22 protein-coding genes, 1 other RNA gene and 1 riboswitch are annotated in these 21,142 nt (G+C 42.8%); of the genes, 2 read left to right on the top strand and 21 right to left on the bottom strand.

Going from position 1 to position 21,142, the window contains the following annotated elements:
- Positions 1–133: 133 nt before the first annotated feature.
- The 11 genes from BQ7344_RS02855 to BQ7344_RS02905 all read right to left on the bottom strand — a co-directional run bounded on the left by BQ7344_RS02855 (position 134) and on the right by BQ7344_RS02905 (position 10,596).
- On the bottom strand, positions 134–1,750 hold the full coding sequence (locus BQ7344_RS02855) for a putative polysaccharide biosynthesis protein (protein WP_072521357.1): 1,617 nt from the start codon (positions 1,748–1,750) through the stop codon (positions 134–136).
- Positions 1,751–1,752: 2 nt separating this feature from the next.
- The gene (gene ung / locus BQ7344_RS02860) at positions 1,753–2,448 is read right to left on the bottom strand and encodes a uracil-DNA glycosylase (protein ID WP_072521358.1); all 696 of its coding nucleotides are present in this window, start codon (positions 2,446–2,448) and stop codon (positions 1,753–1,755) included.
- A 13-nt stretch (positions 2,449–2,461) separates the two neighbouring features.
- Positions 2,462–3,220, bottom strand: coding sequence for an imidazole glycerol phosphate synthase subunit HisF (gene hisF, locus BQ7344_RS02865; protein WP_072521359.1), 759 nt, complete (start codon positions 3,218–3,220; stop codon positions 2,462–2,464).
- 1 nt (position 3,221) lies between these two features.
- Positions 3,222–3,842, bottom strand: coding sequence for an imidazole glycerol phosphate synthase subunit HisH (gene hisH / locus BQ7344_RS02870; RefSeq protein WP_072521360.1), 621 nt, complete (start codon positions 3,840–3,842; stop codon positions 3,222–3,224).
- Between the two features lie 99 nt (positions 3,843–3,941).
- A complete protein-coding gene (locus tag BQ7344_RS02875; RefSeq protein ID WP_072521361.1) occupies positions 3,942–5,471 on the bottom strand; it encodes a sensor histidine kinase in 1,530 nt (509 codons plus the stop codon).
- A complete protein-coding gene (locus BQ7344_RS02880; protein ID WP_072521362.1) occupies positions 5,468–6,151 on the bottom strand; it encodes a response regulator transcription factor in 684 nt (227 codons plus the stop codon). Before BQ7344_RS02880 ends, BQ7344_RS02875 begins: the two co-directional genes overlap by 4 nt.
- 163 nt (positions 6,152–6,314) lie before the next feature.
- Positions 6,315–6,737, bottom strand: coding sequence for a flavodoxin (locus tag BQ7344_RS02885; RefSeq protein WP_072521363.1), 423 nt, complete (start codon positions 6,735–6,737; stop codon positions 6,315–6,317).
- Positions 6,738–6,761: 24 nt separating this feature from the next.
- Positions 6,762–7,313 carry a DUF3793 family protein gene (locus tag BQ7344_RS02890; RefSeq protein ID WP_072521364.1) on the bottom strand — a complete coding sequence of 184 codons (552 nt, stop codon included), beginning with the start codon at positions 7,311–7,313 and terminating at the stop codon, positions 6,762–6,764.
- Positions 7,314–7,489: 176 nt separating this feature from the next.
- A complete protein-coding gene (locus BQ7344_RS02895) occupies positions 7,490–9,562 on the bottom strand; it encodes a heavy metal translocating P-type ATPase (protein ID WP_072521365.1) in 2,073 nt (690 codons plus the stop codon).
- A 59-nt stretch (positions 9,563–9,621) separates the two neighbouring features.
- Positions 9,622–9,927: a DUF6110 family protein gene (locus BQ7344_RS02900; RefSeq protein ID WP_072521366.1), complete on the bottom strand. Its 306-nt coding sequence runs from the start codon at positions 9,925–9,927 to the stop codon at positions 9,622–9,624.
- A gap of 186 nt (positions 9,928–10,113) precedes the next feature.
- On the bottom strand, positions 10,114–10,596 hold the full coding sequence (locus BQ7344_RS02905; protein ID WP_015542455.1) for a transcriptional repressor: 483 nt from the start codon (positions 10,594–10,596) through the stop codon (positions 10,114–10,116).
- 268 nt (positions 10,597–10,864) lie between these two features.
- Between BQ7344_RS02905 and ssrA the strand changes: the two genes are divergently transcribed.
- Positions 10,865–11,213, top strand: a transfer-messenger RNA (tmRNA) gene (gene ssrA, locus BQ7344_RS02910).
- 150 nt (positions 11,214–11,363) lie between these two features.
- A riboswitch (cyclic di-GMP riboswitch) is annotated at positions 11,364–11,444 on the bottom strand.
- A 69-nt stretch (positions 11,445–11,513) separates the two neighbouring features.
- On the opposite strand, the gene BQ7344_RS02915 is transcribed toward ssrA, so the two are convergent.
- On the bottom strand, positions 11,514–11,831 hold the full coding sequence (locus BQ7344_RS02915; protein WP_083585467.1) for a hypothetical protein: 318 nt from the start codon (positions 11,829–11,831) through the stop codon (positions 11,514–11,516).
- Positions 11,832–12,139: 308 nt separating this feature from the next.
- On the opposite strand from BQ7344_RS02915, the gene putP reads away from it, so the two are divergent.
- On the top strand, positions 12,140–13,681 hold the full coding sequence (gene putP, locus BQ7344_RS02925; RefSeq protein WP_072521368.1) for a sodium/proline symporter PutP: 1,542 nt from the start codon (positions 12,140–12,142) through the stop codon (positions 13,679–13,681).
- Positions 13,682–13,715: 34 nt separating this feature from the next.
- Here putP and BQ7344_RS02930 read toward each other — a convergent pair whose 3' ends face one another.
- The 9 genes from BQ7344_RS02930 to BQ7344_RS02970 form a co-directional block, all read right to left on the bottom strand.
- Positions 13,716–14,408 (bottom strand): LrgB family protein, encoded by a 693-nt coding sequence (locus BQ7344_RS02930; protein ID WP_072521369.1) that lies wholly within the window; start codon positions 14,406–14,408, stop codon positions 13,716–13,718.
- Between the two features lies 1 nt (position 14,409).
- Positions 14,410–14,766 (bottom strand): CidA/LrgA family protein, encoded by a 357-nt coding sequence (locus BQ7344_RS02935; RefSeq protein WP_072521370.1) that lies wholly within the window; start codon positions 14,764–14,766, stop codon positions 14,410–14,412.
- A 335-nt stretch (positions 14,767–15,101) separates the two neighbouring features.
- Positions 15,102–15,683, bottom strand: a complete 582-nt coding sequence (locus BQ7344_RS02940; protein WP_072521371.1) for a nitroreductase family protein — start codon at positions 15,681–15,683, stop codon at positions 15,102–15,104.
- Position 15,684: 1 nt separating this feature from the next.
- A complete protein-coding gene (locus tag BQ7344_RS02945; RefSeq protein ID WP_072521372.1) occupies positions 15,685–16,692 on the bottom strand; it encodes an aldo/keto reductase in 1,008 nt (335 codons plus the stop codon).
- Positions 16,693–16,782: 90 nt separating this feature from the next.
- Entirely contained in the window at positions 16,783–17,340 is a 558-nt protein-coding gene (gene efp, locus BQ7344_RS02950) for an elongation factor P (RefSeq protein WP_005427567.1), read from the bottom strand.
- A 63-nt stretch (positions 17,341–17,403) separates the two neighbouring features.
- Positions 17,404–17,928, bottom strand: a complete 525-nt coding sequence (locus tag BQ7344_RS02955) for a shikimate kinase (protein ID WP_072521373.1) — start codon at positions 17,926–17,928, stop codon at positions 17,404–17,406.
- The gene (locus BQ7344_RS02960) at positions 17,925–18,428 is read right to left on the bottom strand and encodes a YqeG family HAD IIIA-type phosphatase (RefSeq protein ID WP_072521374.1); all 504 of its coding nucleotides are present in this window, start codon (positions 18,426–18,428) and stop codon (positions 17,925–17,927) included. Before BQ7344_RS02960 ends, BQ7344_RS02955 begins: the two co-directional genes overlap by 4 nt.
- 22 nt (positions 18,429–18,450) lie before the next feature.
- On the bottom strand, positions 18,451–19,812 hold the full coding sequence (locus tag BQ7344_RS02965; RefSeq protein WP_072521375.1) for a citrate/2-methylcitrate synthase: 1,362 nt from the start codon (positions 19,810–19,812) through the stop codon (positions 18,451–18,453).
- Between the two features lie 95 nt (positions 19,813–19,907).
- Positions 19,908–21,128, bottom strand: coding sequence for an aminotransferase class I/II-fold pyridoxal phosphate-dependent enzyme (locus tag BQ7344_RS02970; RefSeq protein WP_072521376.1), 1,221 nt, complete (start codon positions 21,126–21,128; stop codon positions 19,908–19,910).
- Positions 21,129–21,142: the final 14 nt, after the last annotated feature.

Raw genomic sequence — 21,142 nt, forward strand, 5'->3', positions numbered from 1 at the left:
CCAACTTTCACAATTTGTCTCACATCCCACGGCATAACTTTGTTTGATTATCAAACTTTATAAATAAAAAGAATATCTGCCCTCTGTTCAGCAGATATTCCTTATTTTTTCTTATTATCAGGTCATCTTCCACCTATCGTCTGATCTTCTGGGCAATTCTGACGAGATAAGCGCCACCCGGCATTCTGGAAAGTCTCTCGGATGCTGTTTTGTCCACGAGAATATATACCAGAAAATATGCCATAGCTGCCAGAATGATTGCCACACCAAGACAGATGACATTTGACGGAAGCAGTGCATACAGTCCATAATACACACCAGCTGCCACAACACCCATCACGGCAGATGCAATGATCGGACTTACGTATGCCGCTTTCCACGGATTCTTATAATCCAGATATTTTTTCATAAAGAAATCGTTCAGCACACATACCACGATTGCATAAACGATCATCGCAACCAGCAGTGCATAAATCCCAAGGTTCGTAAACATCAGAAGTGCTACCACGACAACTACATCAACCACAAGTGCCACAGCTGCTGTTATCATCGGAATCTTCGGTTTACCGATTCCCTGAAGGACACCGTTTGAAATGTTGGACATACCATTCAAAAGAATAGTAAATGAACCCAGCATAAGAAGCTGTCCTGCCACACCATTCGTTCCATGAAAAAGAAGTGACACAATCGGCTGTGCCAATACAGCAAGACCTACCGCACATGGGATAGAAATGAACATAGAAAGCTGTACTGTCTGATCTACTCTTCTGCTTGTCTCATCGATATCCCCGGTCGCATACAATGCAGAAACTTCCGGAATCATGGAAGTCGGTGCCGCACTGGAAAGTGTCAGCGGGATATTGATAATGCTCATAAAATATGTCGCATATTCTGCATATAACATACTGATCGTATCTGCATCCATACCATGATTGCCCATAATCTCGGAATACAGGACGCCATTCAGATATCCGTTAATATTGTAAATAAAAGAGCTTAAGATGATCGGGGAAACAATAAGAATGATCAGTTTCAGAATTTCTCCATAAGATTCTTCTTTATGGACACGGTCTCTGTCTACTCTTCTTCTTATTGCCCTTCGGTTAACACCATATACCATCAACATGAACAAAAGCGCAATAACAACGCCCGCAGTCGTACCTACTGTCGAACCGGCTGCACCCCATTTTGCCACACTTCCGTCACTGCCGTCTGTAAAATATCTGATAAACAGCCATGCAGCGATCAGGCTGACTGCCGCATTAAATATCTGCTCCAGAATCTGTGAGATCGAGGTCGGCATCATATTACGATATGCCTGAAAATATCCTCTGTACACTCCAAGTATACCGGACAGAAAGATTGTCGGTGATAAAATCTGAAGTGCAAGTATCGCATTTGGCTGATTACTTGGGATAATAAATCTCGCCCCAAACAGGCACACCAGCGCCACAATTCCGCCTACGATTGCTGCATAGATCAGGGAACCGTGAAAAATCTTCTGTGCATTTTTGTAATCTTTTAAAGCTATTCGTTCTGAAATCAATTTGGACACCGCCTGCGGAATACTGAAAGAGGCGATCATCAGAAGAATCATATAGGCATTTTGGGCAAGACTGATATATCCCATTCCCATATTGCCTACGATCGATGAAAGCGGACTCTTATAGAGAAGACCAATGACCTTCGAGATCATCGCCGCAATCATCAGAAAAGATGCATTTTTTACAAGATTATTCTTCTGACCCATGTTTACTCCTTGATTTCCTGTTGTGTTTTATTTTCGATCTGCCAGTCAATCGGCTCCAGACCGTTCTGAACTAAAAATTCATTTGTCTTGCTGAAATGTCTGCATCCGAAAAAACCTCTGTATGCAGAAAGCGGGCTCGGATGAGGTGCTTCCAGGATCAGATGTTTCGGGTTATTGAGCATGGATTTTTTCATCTGTGCCGGGCGTCCCCACAGAAGAAATACAATCGGTCTGTCCTGCTCATTGAGGATACGGATTGCCGCGTCTGTAAACTGCTCCCATCCGATTCCTCTGTGTGAATTGGCCTGATGTGCGCGTACTGTCAGTACCGTGTTCAGCATCAGCACGCCCTGTCTCGCCCATTTTTCCAGATAACCGTTATCCGGGATATAACAGCCAAGATCATCATGAAGCTCCTGATAAATGTTCACCAGTGACGGCGGGATCTCTACATCCTTTTTTACAGAAAAACAAAGTCCATGTGCCTGTCCGTCATTGTGATACGGATCCTGTCCAAGTATCACGACCTTGACCTGGCTTAACGGTGTAAAATGAAATGCATTGAACATATCATCTGCCGGAGGAAAAATCTTCCGTGTCTGATACTCCTGCATGACGGTTTTATATAATTTTGTGTAATATGGCTGATGAAATTCACCTTTTAATGCTTCCAGCCATTCTCCTGATAAAGGAGCCATTTTCCTTCACCTCTTATCTTCTTACGGAGATTCCCCTCTCTGCCAGATAATCTTTTACCTGACGGATCTCCAGTTCTTTATAATGGAATAAAGACGCTGCCAACGCCGCATCCGCACCACCTTCTGTCAGTGCATCATAAAAGTGTTTGAGTGTTCCTGCACCGCCGGAAGCAATGACAGGAATGCTGACTGCATCCGCGATCGCACGTGTAAGCTCGATATCATAACCGGCTTTTGTTCCGTCACAGTCCATACTGGTAAGAAGGATTTCACCGGCACCGAGTGCTTCGGCTTTCTTTGCCCATTCTACGGCATCCAGACCGGTATCCAGACGTCCGCCATGTTTATAAATATTCCAGCCTCCATCCGGTCTTCTCTTTGCATCAATCGCAAGCACTACGCACTGACTGCCGAATTTCTCCGCCGCTTCACGGATCAGTTCCGGACGGTCTATTGCTGCGGAGTTTACCGAGATCTTGTCTGCACCTTCACGGAGAAGCATCTTAAAATCATCAACCGTGCGAATCCCGCCGCCTACTGTAAATGGGATAAATACACAGGCAGCAACTTTGCGTACCATATCAACTACCGTCTCACGCTGCTCACAGGATGCAGTAATGTCAAGAAAAACAAGTTCATCTGCACCGGCAGCATCATATGCTTTTGCAATCTCAACCGGATCACCGGCATCCCTAAGATCTACGAAATTTACTCCCTTCACGACACGGCCCTTGTTGACATCCAGGCAGGGAATGATTCTCTTTGTAAACATCTCAGTTCCCCTCCTTTTCAAGCTTTGCAAAATTTTCCAGTATTTTCAGTCCGTATTTACTGCTCTTTTCCGGATGGAACTGACATGCAAATACATTGTCTTTTTCTACAGATGCATGGATCGTTGTACTGTAATCTGTCACCGCTTTGACAATCTGCGGCTCTTCTGCATGTAAATAATAAGAATGTACAAAATATACATACGTCTCTTCCGGAATACCACGAAACAGTCTGCCATCATTCTGAAGATGAAGTGAATTCCATCCCATATGCGGAATCTTAAGCCCCTCAGACGGAGGAATCCTTAATATACGACCTTTAAGGATACCAAGCCCCTCTACTCCCGGAGTCTCTTCACTGCTCTCAAAAAGGAGCTGCAGTCCCAGGCAGATTCCCAGGAACGGTGTGTTATTTTTTACCATTTCTTTAATTACAGGTACCAGATTATATCTATGAAGATTCTCCATTGCCTGTCCGAAGCTTCCGACACCCGGAAGGATCACTTTGTCTGCTTTTAAAAGCACCTGCGGATCTCTGGAAACAACAGTCTCCTCTCCAAGATATGAAAGTGCCTTTTCCACACTGCGAATATTGCCTGCGTCATAATCAATAATTCCAATCATTGTCTCTCACATCCTGTCTTTATCGAATATCTTCAAGTATAACCCAAAAAAAGACAGATGCAAAGCTATTTCTTCACATCTGTCCTATTTTGTATGGTTTTACTGATTCTTCTTATCTAATGTGAACCAGAATTCAACGCCATTGTCGTAGTTTTTGACACCGTATTGCTGATGGAGTCCTTCCATGATTGCCTTGACAATCGACAGACCAATGCCGCTTCCGCCGTACTCTCTCGTTCTCGCCTTATCTACCTTATAGAATTTGTTCCAGAGATTCGGAACATCTGCTTCTGGTATAGGTTTACCGGTATTAAATACAGTAACTTTCACATGGTCATCTTCCGTAAGTACACGGATCTCGATTTCCCTGTCTCCCTCCAGATGATTCAGTGCATTACTTGTATAGTTCGTTACAACTTCTTCAATCTTGAATTCATCTGCCCACACATAAACCGGTTTATCAGCATTGAAACTTACTTTTGCTTCTTTTTGCTGAATCATGATATCCATCGACTGCAGGACCCCTCGGATCACACTGACAATATCAAAACGTTCTACTGTCATCTCATCCCTTCCGGATTCCAGCTGATTCAAAGTGAGAAGATTACGGACAAGCTTGTTCATCTTACCGGCTTCATCCATAATGACATCACAGTAAAACTCCCTGCTCTCCGGATCTTCGGAAATATTTTCTTTCAGACCTTCTGCATAGCCCTGTACCAGTGCGATCGGCGTCTTCAACTCATGAGATACATTATTCAGGAACTCCTGTCTCATCTGATCGATCCGTTCTTTGTTCTCAATATCTTTCTGGAGCTGATTATTGACAGATTTCAATTCAGAGATTGTCTTTTCAAGCTGTTCTGACATCCGGTTAAAATTCTCACCCAGTTCATCGATCTCATTGCCGGAATGGCTCTGGTATTTTGCCTCAAAATCCAGATCACTCATCTTTGTAGAAAGAAGCGTCAGTTCACTGATCGGACGCGTGATACGTTTCGTCACAAACCAGATTACAAGGCCGCTGATAACGATGATCATAATGCCGACATAGAAATAGAATTTATTGGATATGGAGACGCTCTCACGAATGCTTTCCAGAGGTGTACGGATCAGGAAATAACAACCGTTATCCATCTCTCCCCAGCTCTCCACGTATTCCATGCCTGCAAAGCGGTCACTCACCTGCTGGATAACATAATTGTCATTCTGCTGGATAACTTTTGCATGGTCGTTCTTCTTATCAAGATCATACACATATCCTACCAGCCGCGCCTCCAGAAGATCTTCGTTACTTCCTACCGCACATACAGTCTGTCCGTCCGCAGTAATCACGATCCAGGTCAGGTTATTCTCTGAACTGTCCTTAAACATTGCATCTGAAACTTCTGCACTGCAGCTTCCATCCGATGTAGTCTCGACTTTAAGATCCTCCAGATTCTCGACCGCTTCCTGCAGCACCTCCGTTTTTTTGCTGATGTAATAATGCTCCAGAAACAGACCATTGATCACAGTCGTTATGACCATGGAAAGAAGTAAAAGCCCGATAAACCAGACCGAGATCTGCAGACGCAGTGGGTGAAATTTTTTCTTTTTTACTTTCACGCCAGATCTCTGTGGTTTTTTCATTGTGCATCTACCTCAAATTTGTATCCCATTCCCCAGACAGTCTTAATGTATTCTCCTTTATCGCCCATTTTGCTTCGCAGTTTCTTGACATGGGTGTCAATGGTACGTGCATCACCAAAATAATCATAGTTCCACACAGAATTTAAGATTTTCTCTCTGGAAAGGGCAATTCCCTGATTTTCAAGGAAATATGTCAGAAGTTCAAATTCTTTAAAACTGAGTTCCATAGGTTTTCCATCCACCGTCGCCTGGTGTGCAGATTTGTCGATTACGATTCCACCGGCGGCAAGTACATCATTACCGGCATCCTGACCGGTTCTTCGAAGGATTGCCTCCACGCGTGCAACAAGGATTTTCGGACTGAACGGCTTTGAAATATATTCATCCACGCCCAGGTCAAACCCGAGAAGTTCATCACGCTCATCTCCTCTGGCTGTCAGCATAATGATCGGCACTTTAGAGTTTTTGCGGATCTCACGGCACACTTCCCACCCATCCATCTTCGGCATCATTACATCAAGTATCAACAGCGCAATATCTTTTTCTTCATAAAAAATGTCCATTGCCTCTTCACCGTCACCGGCTTCCAGTACGTGGAAATTTTTCTTCTCAAGGAAATCCTTTACAAGCTTGCGCATACGGCTTTCATCATCTACTACAAGAATCTTCGGGGCTTCCATTATTCTTACCTCCATCAATAGTTTTACATTTTCTTTATCTTAGCAGAGATTTATGTAGGTTTTGTGAACGTATTACGGAAATTTCAGGTAAATCGTCAAAAAGTCGGAAACCAGATACCGGTTCCCGACTTCTTTTCGCATCGTTATATTCAATTTTATAAGATTATGCAAGTGCTTTGCCAAGTGCTTTGCAGCTTTCTACTGCATCGTCATCCGGCTCATCCTGGCAAATGACACCGTCGGATACAAGAACTGCACCGTCTTCTTTGCATTTGTCTTCCCAATTATGCATCCATTCTCCGTCTCCCCATCCATATGAACCGAAAAGTCCGAGTTTTTTGCCGGAAAGCTTTGCTTCGCAGGAGCTGAACATTGGTTCAAATTCGTCTTCCTCAAGAACTTCATCGCCCATAGCCGGACAGCCAAATGCGATTGCATCAAATTCATCTACTTTATCAGTGGAAAAATCGGACGTTTCAAAAGTTGTCACTTCTGCGCCTGCTGCCTTTGCACCTTCTGCCACTGCATTTGCCATAGATTCTGTGTTTCCTGTGGAGCTCCAATAAACTACTGCTACTTTACTCATCTTACTTTACCTTATCCTTTCTATTTATGCTGCAACAGTCAACTGAAGGATTGAACGTCCATCTGCAAACAAACGTCTGTAGATTTCTGAACATTTCTTCAGTTTACGGAAAAGGATCCGGGTCTGCTGTTCATCCCCGTATACTTTCCAGATTCCGCAACACTTATAATTTTTACCCTTCTGTTCGATAAAACCAGTTACATCATCCAACGGATATCCAAGGAACAGCCCCACTTCATGAGGGAAACAGTCGTTTTCAAAGAAGCGCTCCTGAAGCTTTCTGATACAGCAGTCAGCTTCCTGACACTCATAGCCACAGTTATTCAGCAATGTGCAGGCACCTTCACAGCTTAAATCCTGTTGCAGTTTTTTCTTGCGGTATACATAAACAAGAGCTTTGTACTCACTCATTCTAAGTACTTCCACAAAAACACCTCTGCTATTCAGCTTATTATTTTCCTCTTCAATTTCTTTATAAAAGCCATCCCTGTTCTCAGGTGTGTAAGTAAACATGTTTGCAGTTTTGATTCCTGCCAGCGTAGGCGCGCAGTGTGCTATGATTTCAGCTTCTAACATCCTCAGATCCCCTTGTGAATTAGTTTTATCTAACTATCGGTTTTAAATTTACGGATATGTTTCCATACCCGTAAATTTATTATCTGTTAGTTATTTCTAACTGGTATGATAGTACAATATTTTCCGCGTGCTGTCAAGAGTTTTTTGTGATTAACTTTTTATAGTTTATTATCGGATCAAAGTACAGATTTCATGGAATCCATGCCAATCAAAAGCGTTGATGTATTATGAAGCAATGCAGACATTGTCGGCTGGATCACTCCGGTCACACCAAGCGCGATCAGACTTCCGTTGATGCCAACGATACGCCTGTAATTCTTGTGGATCTTGTCCATCAGACCATTACTGATTTCTTTGAGTGTTACCATAACACTCAGATCATCTGCACCGATCGTGATATCTGCAATTTCTCTTGCAAGTTCTGCCCCGTCACTGATTGCAATACCGACATCGGCTGCTGACAGAGCCGGTGAATCATTGATACCATCCCCTACCATCAACACTTTGCGGCCCTGTGCTTTTGCTTCTTCTACAAATTTTGCCTTATCCTCAGGAAGAACTTCTGAATAATATTTGTCGACACCAACTTTCGCTGCGATTGCTTTTGCAGTACGATCACTGTCGCCGGTCATCATAACGATCTGGGTAAATCCGGCTTTTCTTAATGCCTTAATTACCTCCGGTCCCTCCGGGCGGAGCGGATCTTCAATACAGATTACCGCTGCCAGTTCTCCCTCGATACCAAGATACAGATGAGAATATTCTTCCGGAAGGTTTTTGAAAATCTCTTCTTTTCCTGTCGGAATCGCGCATTTCTCATCTTCAAAGACAAAATGATGGCTTCCAATGATTGCTTTTCGTCCGTTTACAGTTGTAGAAATACCATGTGCCACGATATATTCAACTTTTGAGTGCATTTCTTCATGTGTCAGGCCACGTTCTTTCGCAGCGTCCATAACCGCTTTCGCCATAGAATGCGGGAAGTGTTCTTCCATGCAGGCCGCCAGTCTCAGCAGATTTTCTTTGGAGTCGCCGTTGAAAGATACTATATCTGCAACTGTCGGCTGCGCTTTTGTCAACGTACCCGTCTTATCAAATACGATTGTATCAGCCTCTGCCACTGCTTCCATGAACTTACCGCCTTTTACCGTGATATGATGCGCATTTGCCTCGCGGATTGCTGCAAGTACAGAAATCGGCATGGCAAGTTTCAGTGCACATGAGAAGTCAACCATCAGAATAGACAGTGCCTTCGTCACATTTCTGGTAAGTGCATAGGTAAGTGCAGTTCCGGCAAGTGTATACGGAACAAGGCTGTCTGCAAGATGCTCTGCCTTACTTTCTACCGCAGATTTCAGTTTCTCTGTTTCTTCGATCATTGTCACGATCTTTTCGAACTTGGTAGATCCGGATGTTTCTTTTACACGGATGGTAAGTTCGCCCTCTTCGAGAACAGTTCCTGCATAAACATAGCTTTCTGTATGTTTGGCAACCGGCATGGATTCACCTGTCAGGGAAGCCTCATTGACCGTTGCCTCTCCATCTGTAACAACACCGTCAAACGGAATCACAGTTCCCATATGTATACGTACCCGATCACCCGGTTTGATCGTATCTGTGCCGACCTGAACTTCTGTGTCGTCCGTAACCAGCCATACTTTACTTACATTCAGGGACATACTTCGCGCAAGATCATCCACAGATTTCTTATGCGTCCAGTCTTCCAGTATCTCACCAAATCCAAGCAGGAACATGACGGAAGATGCTGTACTGAAATCACCTCTTAAGATAGACACACCAATTGCAGTTGCATCCAGTACCGGTACCTCGATTCTGCATTTTGCAAGTGTACAGACACCCTTCCAGATGTATTTTACGGATTTAAGTGTGGTAAGGAATGTACGGATCGGAAGAGGAAGGAAAATTTTCTTTCCATAATGAAGTACCACATGGTTGACCATTTTTTCCCAGTATTCCCCGTTCATTTCTCTGCCGGAATTCTGAAGATAGCTCTCCGGTGCCTCTGCCTTCTCATAAGAAAATCCCTGTACCGCTTTCAGAATCTCTTCTCTGCTTCCCCAAAAGCTGATCACAGCATCCTGGTTTCGTTCTACGACCTTTGCAGCTGTTACTCCCTCGAGATTTGTCAGGAAATATTCCAGCTGATCTGCCTGTCTGCATGTCATTCGTTTCTGACAGATATGAAGTCTTACTCTGCCTCTGATCTCATGTTCTATTTTAAATCTCATATTATCATCACCTTTAGTTATAAAAACACCTGCAGTGCTTGACCACAGGTGTCTTTTATTTATTCCTCTTCTGCTGCAGTTTCCTCTGTTTCTTTAAAGGACTCTTCCTCAGCAGTATCTTCAAATACTTCCTCAGCTGCTGCACGGTCTTCGTTGATCTGCTGTGCTTCTGCGTAAATGTCTTCTGCGTTTTCCTGAACTTTAGATACAGTCTTCATTACGCAGTCTTTTGCACGAAGAACTGCTGCTGTACAGTTTGTGTAAACTTTTTTTGCATCTTTGCTGGAAAGAAGTTTAATTCCTGCTGTGCCAAATAATACTCCTGCTGCAAATACTCCGCTGTGTTTCTTATCAAATTTAATCATGGTAAATTCCTCCTCTATATCATTAATTTTTTATCATTTTCACCGCCTCGTTGCCTTGGCATTACACATATTATAAATTCTTCAAAGCAAAAGTCCAGACTAACTTGAGTAAATGAGAAATTTTCTCAATGTCATCAAAAATCAAAGGTATTTCACCGCTTTGTATATTTTTTCGGCAGAAACCGGTTAGTTGCCGCTTTCTACCAGTACTTTACTTACTCTTCTTGACTGAAGATAGCCGCAGGATTCCATACCCTTTTCAATAATTTTACAAAGCTTTTCATTATCAAGGCGGATGTTCGTCTGGTCATCCAGCTGCACACAACAGATTGGTACCCCTGCCTGCTCATCGCAGAGCCGGTAAGCACTTTTTCTTTTTAATGCACCGATTTCCTCCAGAAGATTGATCATTCTGTATATCGTTGCCATTCCGATGTTGGGATCTTTCTTCGATGCAAGGAAATAGATTTCTTTACAGCATGTACATTCTTCCTGAAGAATAATATCAAGTATGATTTTTCTCTGTTTTGTGATTCTGCAGCCCTCACGTCTGAGTCTGTCCACAATGGCACTGCGCTGCATACTGCCTCTCTGATACTGCTGATTACGGAAGGATTCCCGAGCAGAATCTGATGTATGATCATATATTTCTTCTTGTAGTACTTCCATTTTCGCTCCTCCTGATCCGACCGGTTTGTTTTCTGTTACCTTACTTCGCGTTCGGTAACTGTAGTTTGTTTTAGCTATCACAAGTTTATATCTTCTAACTAGTGCTGTCAAGATTTTTTCTTATTTTTATAAATTCCATCAAAAACAACGCAACTATACTTGACAAGCAACCGTGTTCTTTCATATAATAAGAATCAGTCAGAACAAAAGCATCGTCTGTTTACCAGTAATATCGGAAGATTTTTTATTTGTCTTTCGTACCTTTTCAGGGCTTGTACTGGTTTCGACGGGGGCTTTGAAGTTGAGGCAGCCATCCGCAGACTCCTGGACTGCGCATCAACCGGGAAACTAAATATAAACGCAGACGAACAGTACGCGTTAGCAGCCTAAGCGCTGCTCGTCAGCCCTAGAGCACTCACACTTTAGGAATCTGGCGTCGACTATGTGAGAAACCTTGCCGGGTAAGCTTTGCCCCGGTAGATGTATCATGAAGCTACTGAAGCAGTAAGCCTGTCGGTGGGCGTGCTGCCGAGGGAATGTCAAATCAGCGACTGTGATGGGAGATACCGCAAGGGATAGGCTTTCGGACGCGGGTTCGATTCCCGCCAGGTCCATTTTGGAATATCTCATAGATCTGTAAGATCATAACAACAAAAAACTGACGTTCATCCTGAAACCACGGGATGGACGTCAGCTTTTTTTCAATGAAATCAAATTATTTAATTTTCATTAAAAAGTTACTGTTCTAAAAGAATTATATATATCTCTCCTGCAACTGGCTGTCATACATTTGCTTAGACCCTATAGTTTTGCGTCACCAGATTTCCCCGGCTATGCCTTTTTATTAAAATAAATATAGTCTTTTATTGCATAAACGTTAATAAGTTCCATTTTTACAGATTTTTGTTTCTGTGATACTATTCCGCATGTGCAAGGCACTGACCCTGATTATTTAATACCCCCATATTCATGAGCATTTTTATTGCATCTCCCATTCCTGCTACATAAGACATGTCTGCATATCTTTCATCTCTTGATTCCAGGCATGCTATATAGTCATCAATTACTCTTCTGATCGTATGGGGAATATTCAGGCTGTTGTACCGTTCTTCCAGATAAACAAGATCTCCGTTGTCCTGCTGAATATATTCATCAGAAGCAAATATTCTCTGCCTCCTTTCTTTCATCATTGTTTCAATGTAATTTGCGATTACGATTTCAGTTTTATTTTCCAATTTTCTTCCTCCGTTTGTGCAATAACTATAGGTTTCATCATCATTCTATATTCCGACTCGTCTTTACGTCAACTCAATTCGTCATACAATTACATAGCTTTTTCGACAAATGCGGTCTTTGGGGTCAGTCGTTTTTTCCTGATTTTATGCGCTTTCTCAGTCTTTTTTGTGTGATTTGTTTTTTCCGCAGCTCGTCCATCATTTTTACAAGAATTTTCTTTACTTTTTTCATGTTTTCGAATAATATTGTAGGTATGTGCATATCCGCAGATGAATAAATATGCATTCAACAGAAGGGAGAGGAACTTATGACAACATCACACATCTGTATTATGATAGCGATCATCGTCTATCTGGGTGCTATGCTCTATGTTGGATACCTGTGTTCCAAGAAAAACAACGACACCTCTGATTTCTATCTGGGCGGCCGAAAACTTGGACCACTTGTTACTGCAATGAGCGCTGAGGCATCCGATATGAGCAGCTGGCTTCTGATGGGACTTCCCGGACTAGCCTATCTTTCCGGAATCGCAGATGCCGGATGGACTGCTATCGGCCTGGCGATCGGAACCTATCTCAACTGGAAGATCGTAGCAAAAAGAATTCGCCTCTACACACATGTGTCCGGCAATTCTATCACACTGCCATCCTTTTTCAGCAACCGTTTCCGCGATAATCGAAAAATCCTGCAGTCAATCGGAGCTATTTTTATTGTTATTTTCTTTATTCCATATACAGCTTCCGGATTTGCTGCATGCGGCAAGCTTTTCTCCAGTCTTTTTGGAGTAAGCTATCTGACAGCAATGATCATCAGTGCACTTGTCATTGTCGGATATACCACTCTGGGTGGTTTCCTTGCAGCATCTACAACAGACTTTATCCAAAGCATCATCATGTCCATCGCACTGATCATTGTATTTGGCTTCGGTGTTTCTGTAGCAGGCGGTCCTTCCGCAGTTATTGATCATGCAAGATCCCTTCCGGGATATCTCACTATGATGACTACTTACGATCCGGTAAGTGGCACAGAAGCTGCCTACCCGCTCATTAATATCATATCCATGCTTGCATGGGGACTTGGATATTTCGGAATGCCGCATATTCTTCTTCGTTTCATGGCAATCGAAGATGAAAAGAAACTTTCTTTATCCAGAAAAGTTGCAACCACATGGGTTGTAATTTCACTTGCTGTTGCCGTACTGATCGGTGTGATCGGTCTTGGTATGACAGAAGCCGGCAAACTCGAAATGCTTCAGGGCTCTGCTTCCGAAACGATTATTGTTAAGATTGCAGATCTTTTAAGTACATATGGTATAATTCCGGCGCTGCTCGGTGGTACGATTCTTGCCGGTATCCTTGCTTCCACCATGTCAACAGCTGATTCGCAGCTGCTGGCTGCTTCTTCCGCGGTTTCTTCCGACCTTCTCGGAAGCATCCTTAGGAAAAAAGCAGACAAGAAAGAAAGCATGGTTGCTGACCGTGTTACACTGCTTCTGATTGCAGTAATTGCTGTTATCATTGCCCGTAACCCGGACAGTTCCGTATTCAACATCGTTTCCTTTGCATGGGCAGGTTTCGGTGCTGTATTCGGCCCGGTTGTACTGTTTGCCTTATTCTGGCGTCGTACCAACTGGCAGGGAGCTCTCGCAGGAATGGTTTCCGGCGGTGTTATGGTATTCGTATGGAAATACCTTGTCCGTCCAAATGTATCTTTCCTGAATTTCTATGAACTGCTCCCTGCATTTCTGTTTTCCAGTATCCTGATCATTCTGGTGAGCCTTGCTACAAAAGCACCATCCAAAGAAATCACCGATGAATTTGATCTGGTACAGAAAAAAATGGCAGAGTAAAAAACGGACCGGCTGTTAGCCGGTCCATTTTTTATTACCATATATAAGAGAAAATTGAAGCTCCTATAACTGTACAGAGTCCGCATACAACGATTGCAAGACTGCTCATAGCGCCCTCTACTTCTCCCATTTCCATTGCTCTTGCCGTACCAACTGCATGAGATGCGGTACCGATTGCAAGACCTTTTGAGATAGTATTACGGATACGGAACATTTTGCAGATAAATTCTGCCGACATATTTCCGAGTACACCGGTAATAATAATAACTGCAACGGAAATCGTCACATAGCCGCCAAGTTCCTCCGAAACACCCATTCCGATTGCGGTTGTGATTGATTTCGGAAGCATGGTGACATATTCTTTATGGTTCAACCCGAACACCATTGACATTGCCAGTACGGAACCCAGACTTGCAAGCACTCCTGAAAGAACACCCGTCATAATTGCCACGATATTCTTTTTCAGAAGATCCAGCTGCAGATACAATGGAATTGCCAGACAGACTGTTGCAGGAGTCAAAAGATAGCTCAGGTATTTTGCACTCATATTATAACTGTCATAATCTACATGAAAAACAACAAGAAATACAATCACAAGTGCTATGGAGATCAGAAGCGGATTTAAAATCGCCAGTTTCCATTTACGCTGTGCTGCAAGACCAATCTCATATGCAAGCAGGCTGATCACAATTCCTATCGTTGCAGAACTTAAGATCAGATTATCCATATTACTTTTTCCCCTCTTTTTTTGAAATTAAAAAATCTGTTACTTTTCCGGTTACAATCATGACTACAAACGTAGATACCACTGTGATCACAAGCAGCGGCACCAAAAAAGGCTGCAGCTGACTCCATGAAGTGATCAGCCCAACCCCTGCCGGTATAAACATAAGCGGCATGATCTCGATCAGAAACTCTCCGGTCTCTTTCACATGTTCTACTTTGATCACCTTTGCCAGAAGAAGTACAAACATCAGAATCAGTCCGTAAATACTGCCCGGTATCGGAAGCGGGATAAAATATTTCATGATCTCACCCACACATGTCACAGCAAGAATGATTCCAAATTGTCTAAGGTATTTCACTATATTCGCCTCCCGAATTAAAATCTGGTCATTATCCGTATAATCTTTACGAACAACGAATCGTCATTTATTATAGCACACCGTCTTTTGTCGTAACAAGTCAAATAAAGTACAAAAAATCGCCATATTTCAGGCGATTTTTTATTAAAATATTTTATTAATGTCAATTTTTGGTCTTTCATGCATTACTCACATCTGCTATATGCAGCTTCATAAAAGAACTCCTGCGAATTCAGCGGCGTATCCTCTACTTTTCTTACATTGTCCATAATACTGTATTGCTTCAAAATCAAATACAAGGGTGGTTTATGTAAAATTTGTGGAAAATTCTTCATTCATTTCTTTATTAGGATGTCGGAAAGTTTGCGCTTCGGTACGTAGTGTACGTCGTTTTCATCGCGGTAGTAGGCGATATTTTCGCCTTCTTCAATTTCTTTGATGATGATTTTCTCGGCTGGTTTGCCGAATGCCACGATCAGTACCGGTGCAAGGTTCTCAGCCAGATTCAGTTCTTTTTTGACAGAATCTGCATTGTAATTTCCAATCATGCAACCGCCAAGTCCTTTCTCAGCTGCTGCAAGGAGCATGGTCTGTGCTACAATTCCGACATCTTTCTGATATCTCGGAATAGATGCTCCCAGATTTAAGTCCTGACAGATGATGATAAATCCTGTCGGGCACATCCCCGGGTGCGGAAGCTTCATCTGCGGCAGTGCTCTCGCCCAGTTTGTCAGTTTCTGGATGCGTGAAACTTCTTCTTTTTCCCATGCCAGATAATAACGGAACGGCTGTGCATTCACGCTGGACGGTGCATAACGTGCACAATCTACAAAATCCTCCAGCTCTTCTTTGATAAAATGATATGACTCGTCATATCCTCTGTAGCTTCTGCTTGCTTTTACTATATCTTTAAACATATCATTCTCCCATATCTTTTGCACACTGTTTTAGCTTTTCTCTGATTGGCAGATGGTACGGACATCTCGGCTCACATTTGCCGCATTCGATACATGCGGATGCCTTTACCGGCAATGTGCGGTATCGGTCTTTTGCCCAGTCTGCCAGATCATATCTCTGCAAATATCCTGCAAAAAGGAAGACGCTCGGAATATTGATACCGACTGTACAAGGTGCACAATAATTGCAGCGACGGCAGAAATCGTTACCAAGCTGTTCACGAATCTTGTCCATCTTAGCCAGTTCCTCTTCGGTAAGTGGTTCTGTATTAGAACATGCTTTGATATTTTCATCCAGCTCATGAACTTCTGCCATTCCCGGGATGACAACTGTCACATCTGGGTTGGAACAGACATAGCGCAGTGCCAGCGTAGCATCTTCGATTGCTCCGCCTGCCAGTGGTTTCATATCAATAAATCCAATATTTTTCTCTGCACATCTGTGGAGCAGCTCTGCTCCCTGCTGTTCTACAATGTTATATGGGAACATGATCGTTTCTACCCAGTCCAGATCAAGCGCACGCTCAAATACAGCAGTAGAATGCGCAGTAAGACCGATATGACCAATCTTGCCCACTGATTTTGCTTCCATAAGCGCCTCCAGAGCGCCACCCTCACCGATTACCTGATCAAGCTGTTCCATACTCGGGTTATGAACCTGATAAAGATCAATATAATCTGTACGGAAATTTTTCAGACTGGTTTCAATATCAGCAGCCATTGCTTCCTTTGTTCTTGCCATGGACTTCGTTGCAAGCACGAATTTATCACGAATTCCTTCCAGTCCATATCCGATATACTGCTCACTGACTGTATATCCTCTCGCAGAATCAATATAATTGATTCCCCTCTTCATCATTGTATGAAGAAGCTTTTTGGTTCCTTCCTCATCGATTTTCTGGATTGGAATGCCTCCGAATCCCATACGTGAAATCTTTAATCCTGTCTTTCCAAGCGTTCTATATTCCATGATATCATTCTCCTTATTCTGTTAAAAAATATTTCTCTGTATAAAAAAATACCACCGAATCTCTCCGGTGGTATCATCACTTCTAATCAATTATACACGAGACAGATATTCACCTGTTCTTGTATCGATTTTCAGTTTGTCTCCCTGGTTTACAAACAGAGGAACCATTACCTGTGCGCCTGTCTCAACAGTTGCCGGTTTGGTTGCACCCTGTGCAGTATTTCCGGCGAATCCTGGCTCTGTCTCGATAACTTCAAGCTCTACGAACAGAGGCGGCTCAATAGCATATACATTGCCATTCCAGGAGCAAACTTTAACAACTTCGTTTTCTTTAACGAATTTGAGGGAGTCACCTACCTGCTCTTTCGTAAGTGCTACCTGATCATAAGTTTCTGTATTCATGAAGTTGTAAAGGTCTCCATCATTGTACAGATAGCTCATATCAACACGGTCAATACGTGCCTGCGGGAACTTCTCTGTAGGACGGAAAGATTTTTCCAGTACAGCTCCTGTGATAATATTTTTATATTTTGTTCTTACGAATGCAGCGCCCTTTCCAGGTTTTACATGCTGGAACTCAACGATCTGACATACATTTCCTTCAATTTCAATTGTGACACCGTTTCTGAAATCACCTGCAGAAATCATTTTAATTATCCTCCTTCTTTGTGTGTTCGCTACCAACTATTTTATAATATACAGAAAGTTTTTTCAACTATTTTTTTCATATGTAGACAATTTCTCTTCAATTTCTTTAATAAGTTCCTCAAATGGCACTTCTCCGGTAACGACCTGAATGTCTGCAAACTTCTGATATACCGGATCTCTCTGTTTCAAAAGCTTCTTGATCTTGTCATCCCGGTCTTCTCCGTCAAGCATCGGATCTTTCTTGGAATCTGCCAGACGCTTTTTCAGCGTGGTCAGTGATCCTTTCAGATATACGACCGTTCCCAGTTCTTTAAGATATTTTTCGTTTTGTTCCTGAAGCGGAACTCCTGCACCCAGTGAGATTACTTTTCGCTCCGGGTCCTGAATCAGTTGCTTCAAGGCAACTGTTTCCAATGCACGATAATATGGTTCTCCAAATTTCTCAAAAATTTCCCGCGCTGAAAGATTCATTTTTTTGGTGATAAGTTTGTCAAGATCGACAAACTGCAGCCCCAGATCTTTAGAAAGCTGCTTTCCTACTCTTGTTTTACCTGAACCCATAAACCCAATGATAACCACGTGGTTCATGAAATCCCCTCCTCCTTTTTGTAAAAATGTAGTACTATTTTTTCCAGATATCGTTTCAGAACGATCTGGATTTCTTCTTTTGGATGGATCGGCTTTACGAGAATATTGCGGATGCCGGTCCTTTTGGCTCCGTATACATCTGTAAAAAGCTGATCCCCTATAAAAATCGTATTGCCGGTATCCGTTCCCAGAAGTTCCATTGCCTTCCGGTAGTTCTTCACAGACGGCTTGTGGGCATTTTCGATATATCTGGCCTGAATCGCATCTGCAAAAGGCGCCACCCGCTCAATTTGATTGTTTGACAGAAGGCAGTAACCAAAGCCGATTCCGCGAAGCCGTTCAAAAAGAGCTATCGCCCTGTCATCTGCCGGTGCCCCGTGAGGCACCAGCGTATTATCAATGTCATAGATCAGTCCACGATACCCTTCTTCGTAAAGCTTCTCGTAGTCGATCTCATATGCTGAATCCAGATATTCATCCGGAAAAAAACAACGAAACATCCTTTTCTCCTGTCTGTAACTTTTATCGTTCATCAAGCGGAACATATGCCGCTTCCGGAAGAACGTTCTTGTATGCCGGACGAATGATCTTGTCTGTATTGATCAGCTCCTCCATACGATGTGCACTCCAGCCTACGATACGAGCTACCGCAAACATCGGTGTATAGAGTTCAAGCGGAAGATCCAGCATACTATATACAAATCCACTGTAAAAATCTACATTGGCACTGACACCTTTGTAGATTCGTCTCTCTTCTGCGATTACTTCCGGAGCCATCCACTCTACCATGGAATACAGGCGATAATCTTTCATGCGGCCTTTTTCTTTGGCAAGGCTTTCTACGAAGCCTTTCAGGACTTCTGCTCTCGGATCCGATACCGAATAGATTGCATGTCCCATACCATAAATAAGACCTCTCTTATCAAATGCTTCTTTATGAAGAAGGCGTTTCAGATAATTTCTTACTTCGTCTTCATCCTCCCAGTTATGCACTTCTTTCTTCATGTCCTGGAACATCTGAATGACCTTAATGTTGGCACCACCGTGTTTTGGTCCTTTCAGGGAGCCAAGTGCAGCCGCTACAGCAGAATATGTATCCGTTCCGGATGAAGAAACTACATGTGTCGTAAAGGTAGAGTTATTACCACCGCCGTGCTCCATATGAAGGATCAGCGCAAGATCAAGAATCTTTGCTTCCAGATCTGTATATTTTTTGTCCGGTCTCAACATACGCAGGATATTTTCCGCTGTGGAAAGTTCCCTCTTCGGATTGTGTATATAAAGACTCTTTCCTCTTACATAATGATTATATACCTGATATCCGTAAACGGAAAGAAGCGGAAATACACTGATCAGGTTCAGACACTGACGCATAACATTCGGAAGTGAAATATCATCCGGATTATTATCATAAGAATACAGTGTCAGCACACTTCTGGAAAGTGCATTCATAATATCACGTCCCGGTGCTTTCATTATAACATCTCTTACGAAATTTGTCGGTAATGAACGTTGATTTGCAAGTAATTTCTGAAAATCTTCCAGTTCTTTTCTGTCTGGCAGCTTACCATAAAGGAGAAGATATGTCGTCTCTTCAAATCCGAAACGGTTATCTCTTACAAATCCAGCTGTCAGATCCTTGATATTATACCCACGGTAATAAAGACTTCCCGCACAGGGAACTTCCTTACCATCTACGACTTTTACTGCCTGTACATTGGAAACCTGTGTGAGTCCGGCAAGGACACCTTTACCATTGATATCACGAAGGCCCCTCTTTACATCATATTTTCCATAAAGAGACAGATCTATACTGGAATGATCTTTGCATTCCTGTGTCAGTCGTTCGATTTCCGGTGTTACCTTTGTGTTAAATCCTGCCATGTAATATTGCTCCTTTCAGAAATTCAGATTTTTTTCTCCGCTTCTTTTTCTCCGCTTTTCCTCCTCAAAATAAAACCTTATAATAATGTAACTCTTTACTTATGCTGACGATAAGAACTTAAGAACTCACGCAGCTTTTCCGATGCGCGCTCAAGCTGTCTGACGTTCGGCAGATAAACCACTCTGAAGTGATCCGGCTGCATCCAGTTAAATCCCTTACCCGGAACAAGAAGCACCTGCTTCTCATGAAGAAAATCCAGTGCAAACTGCTCATCATCCGTGATGTTGAATTTTTCTGTATCGATCTTCGGGAAAATATAAAATGCCGCATGTGGTTTGACAACAGAAATTCCCGGAATATCTCTCAGTGCATTGTAGATGCATTCTCTCTGCTCATAAACTCTTCCGCCCGGTTTGATATATTCGGTAACACTCTGATATCCGCCCAGTGCAGTCTGCACAATGGACTGAGCCGGAACATTAGAACACAGACGCATGGAAGACAGCATCTTGATTCCTTCTATGTAACCTTTAGCTTTGTCCTTCGCACCGCTTAAGATCATCCAGCCAATACGAAAACCTGCAATCATATGTGACTTCGAAAGTCCGGAAAATGTCACACAGAAAACATCCGGTGCCAGAGATGCGATGGAAGTATGTTCATATTCATCCATAACCAGACGGTCATAAATCTCATCCGAAAAGATAATCAGTTCTTTCTCTCTTGCGATCTGTGCGATCTGCTCCAGAATTTCCTTCGGATAAACTGCTCCGGTTGGGTTGTTTGGGTTGATGATAACGATTGCCTTTGTTTTGTCTGTAATCTTGCTTCGGATATCGTCAATATCCGGATACCAGTCGGACTGTTCATCACAAATATAATGTACCACATTACCACCGGCCAGTGTTGCTGTCGCTGTCCAAAGCGGATAATCCGGTGCCGGAATCAGGATCTCATCACCATTATCAAGAAGTGCCTGCATGCAGAGATTGATCAGCTCACTGACACCATTTCCTGTATAAATATCATTCATTGAAACATTTGGAATATTTCGAAGCTGCGCATACTGCATAATTGCCTTACGTGCTGAAAAAATCCCTTTCGAATCAGAATATCCCTGAGATGTACGAATGTTGCTGAGCATGTCCAGAATGACTTCCTGAGGAGCGGAAAAACCGAACGGATATGGATTTCCGATATTCAGTTTCAGGATTTCCTTTCCTTCATCTTCCATTCTCGCCGCCTCGTCAACCACCGGGCCTCTCACATCATACAGTACATTATCGAGTTTCGTTGATTTGTCAAATGTTCTCATTTTTTCACTCCTCT

Source organism: Blautia sp. Marseille-P3087, from assembly GCF_900120195.1.
Lineage (GTDB): Bacteria > Bacillota > Clostridia > Lachnospirales > Lachnospiraceae > Blautia_A.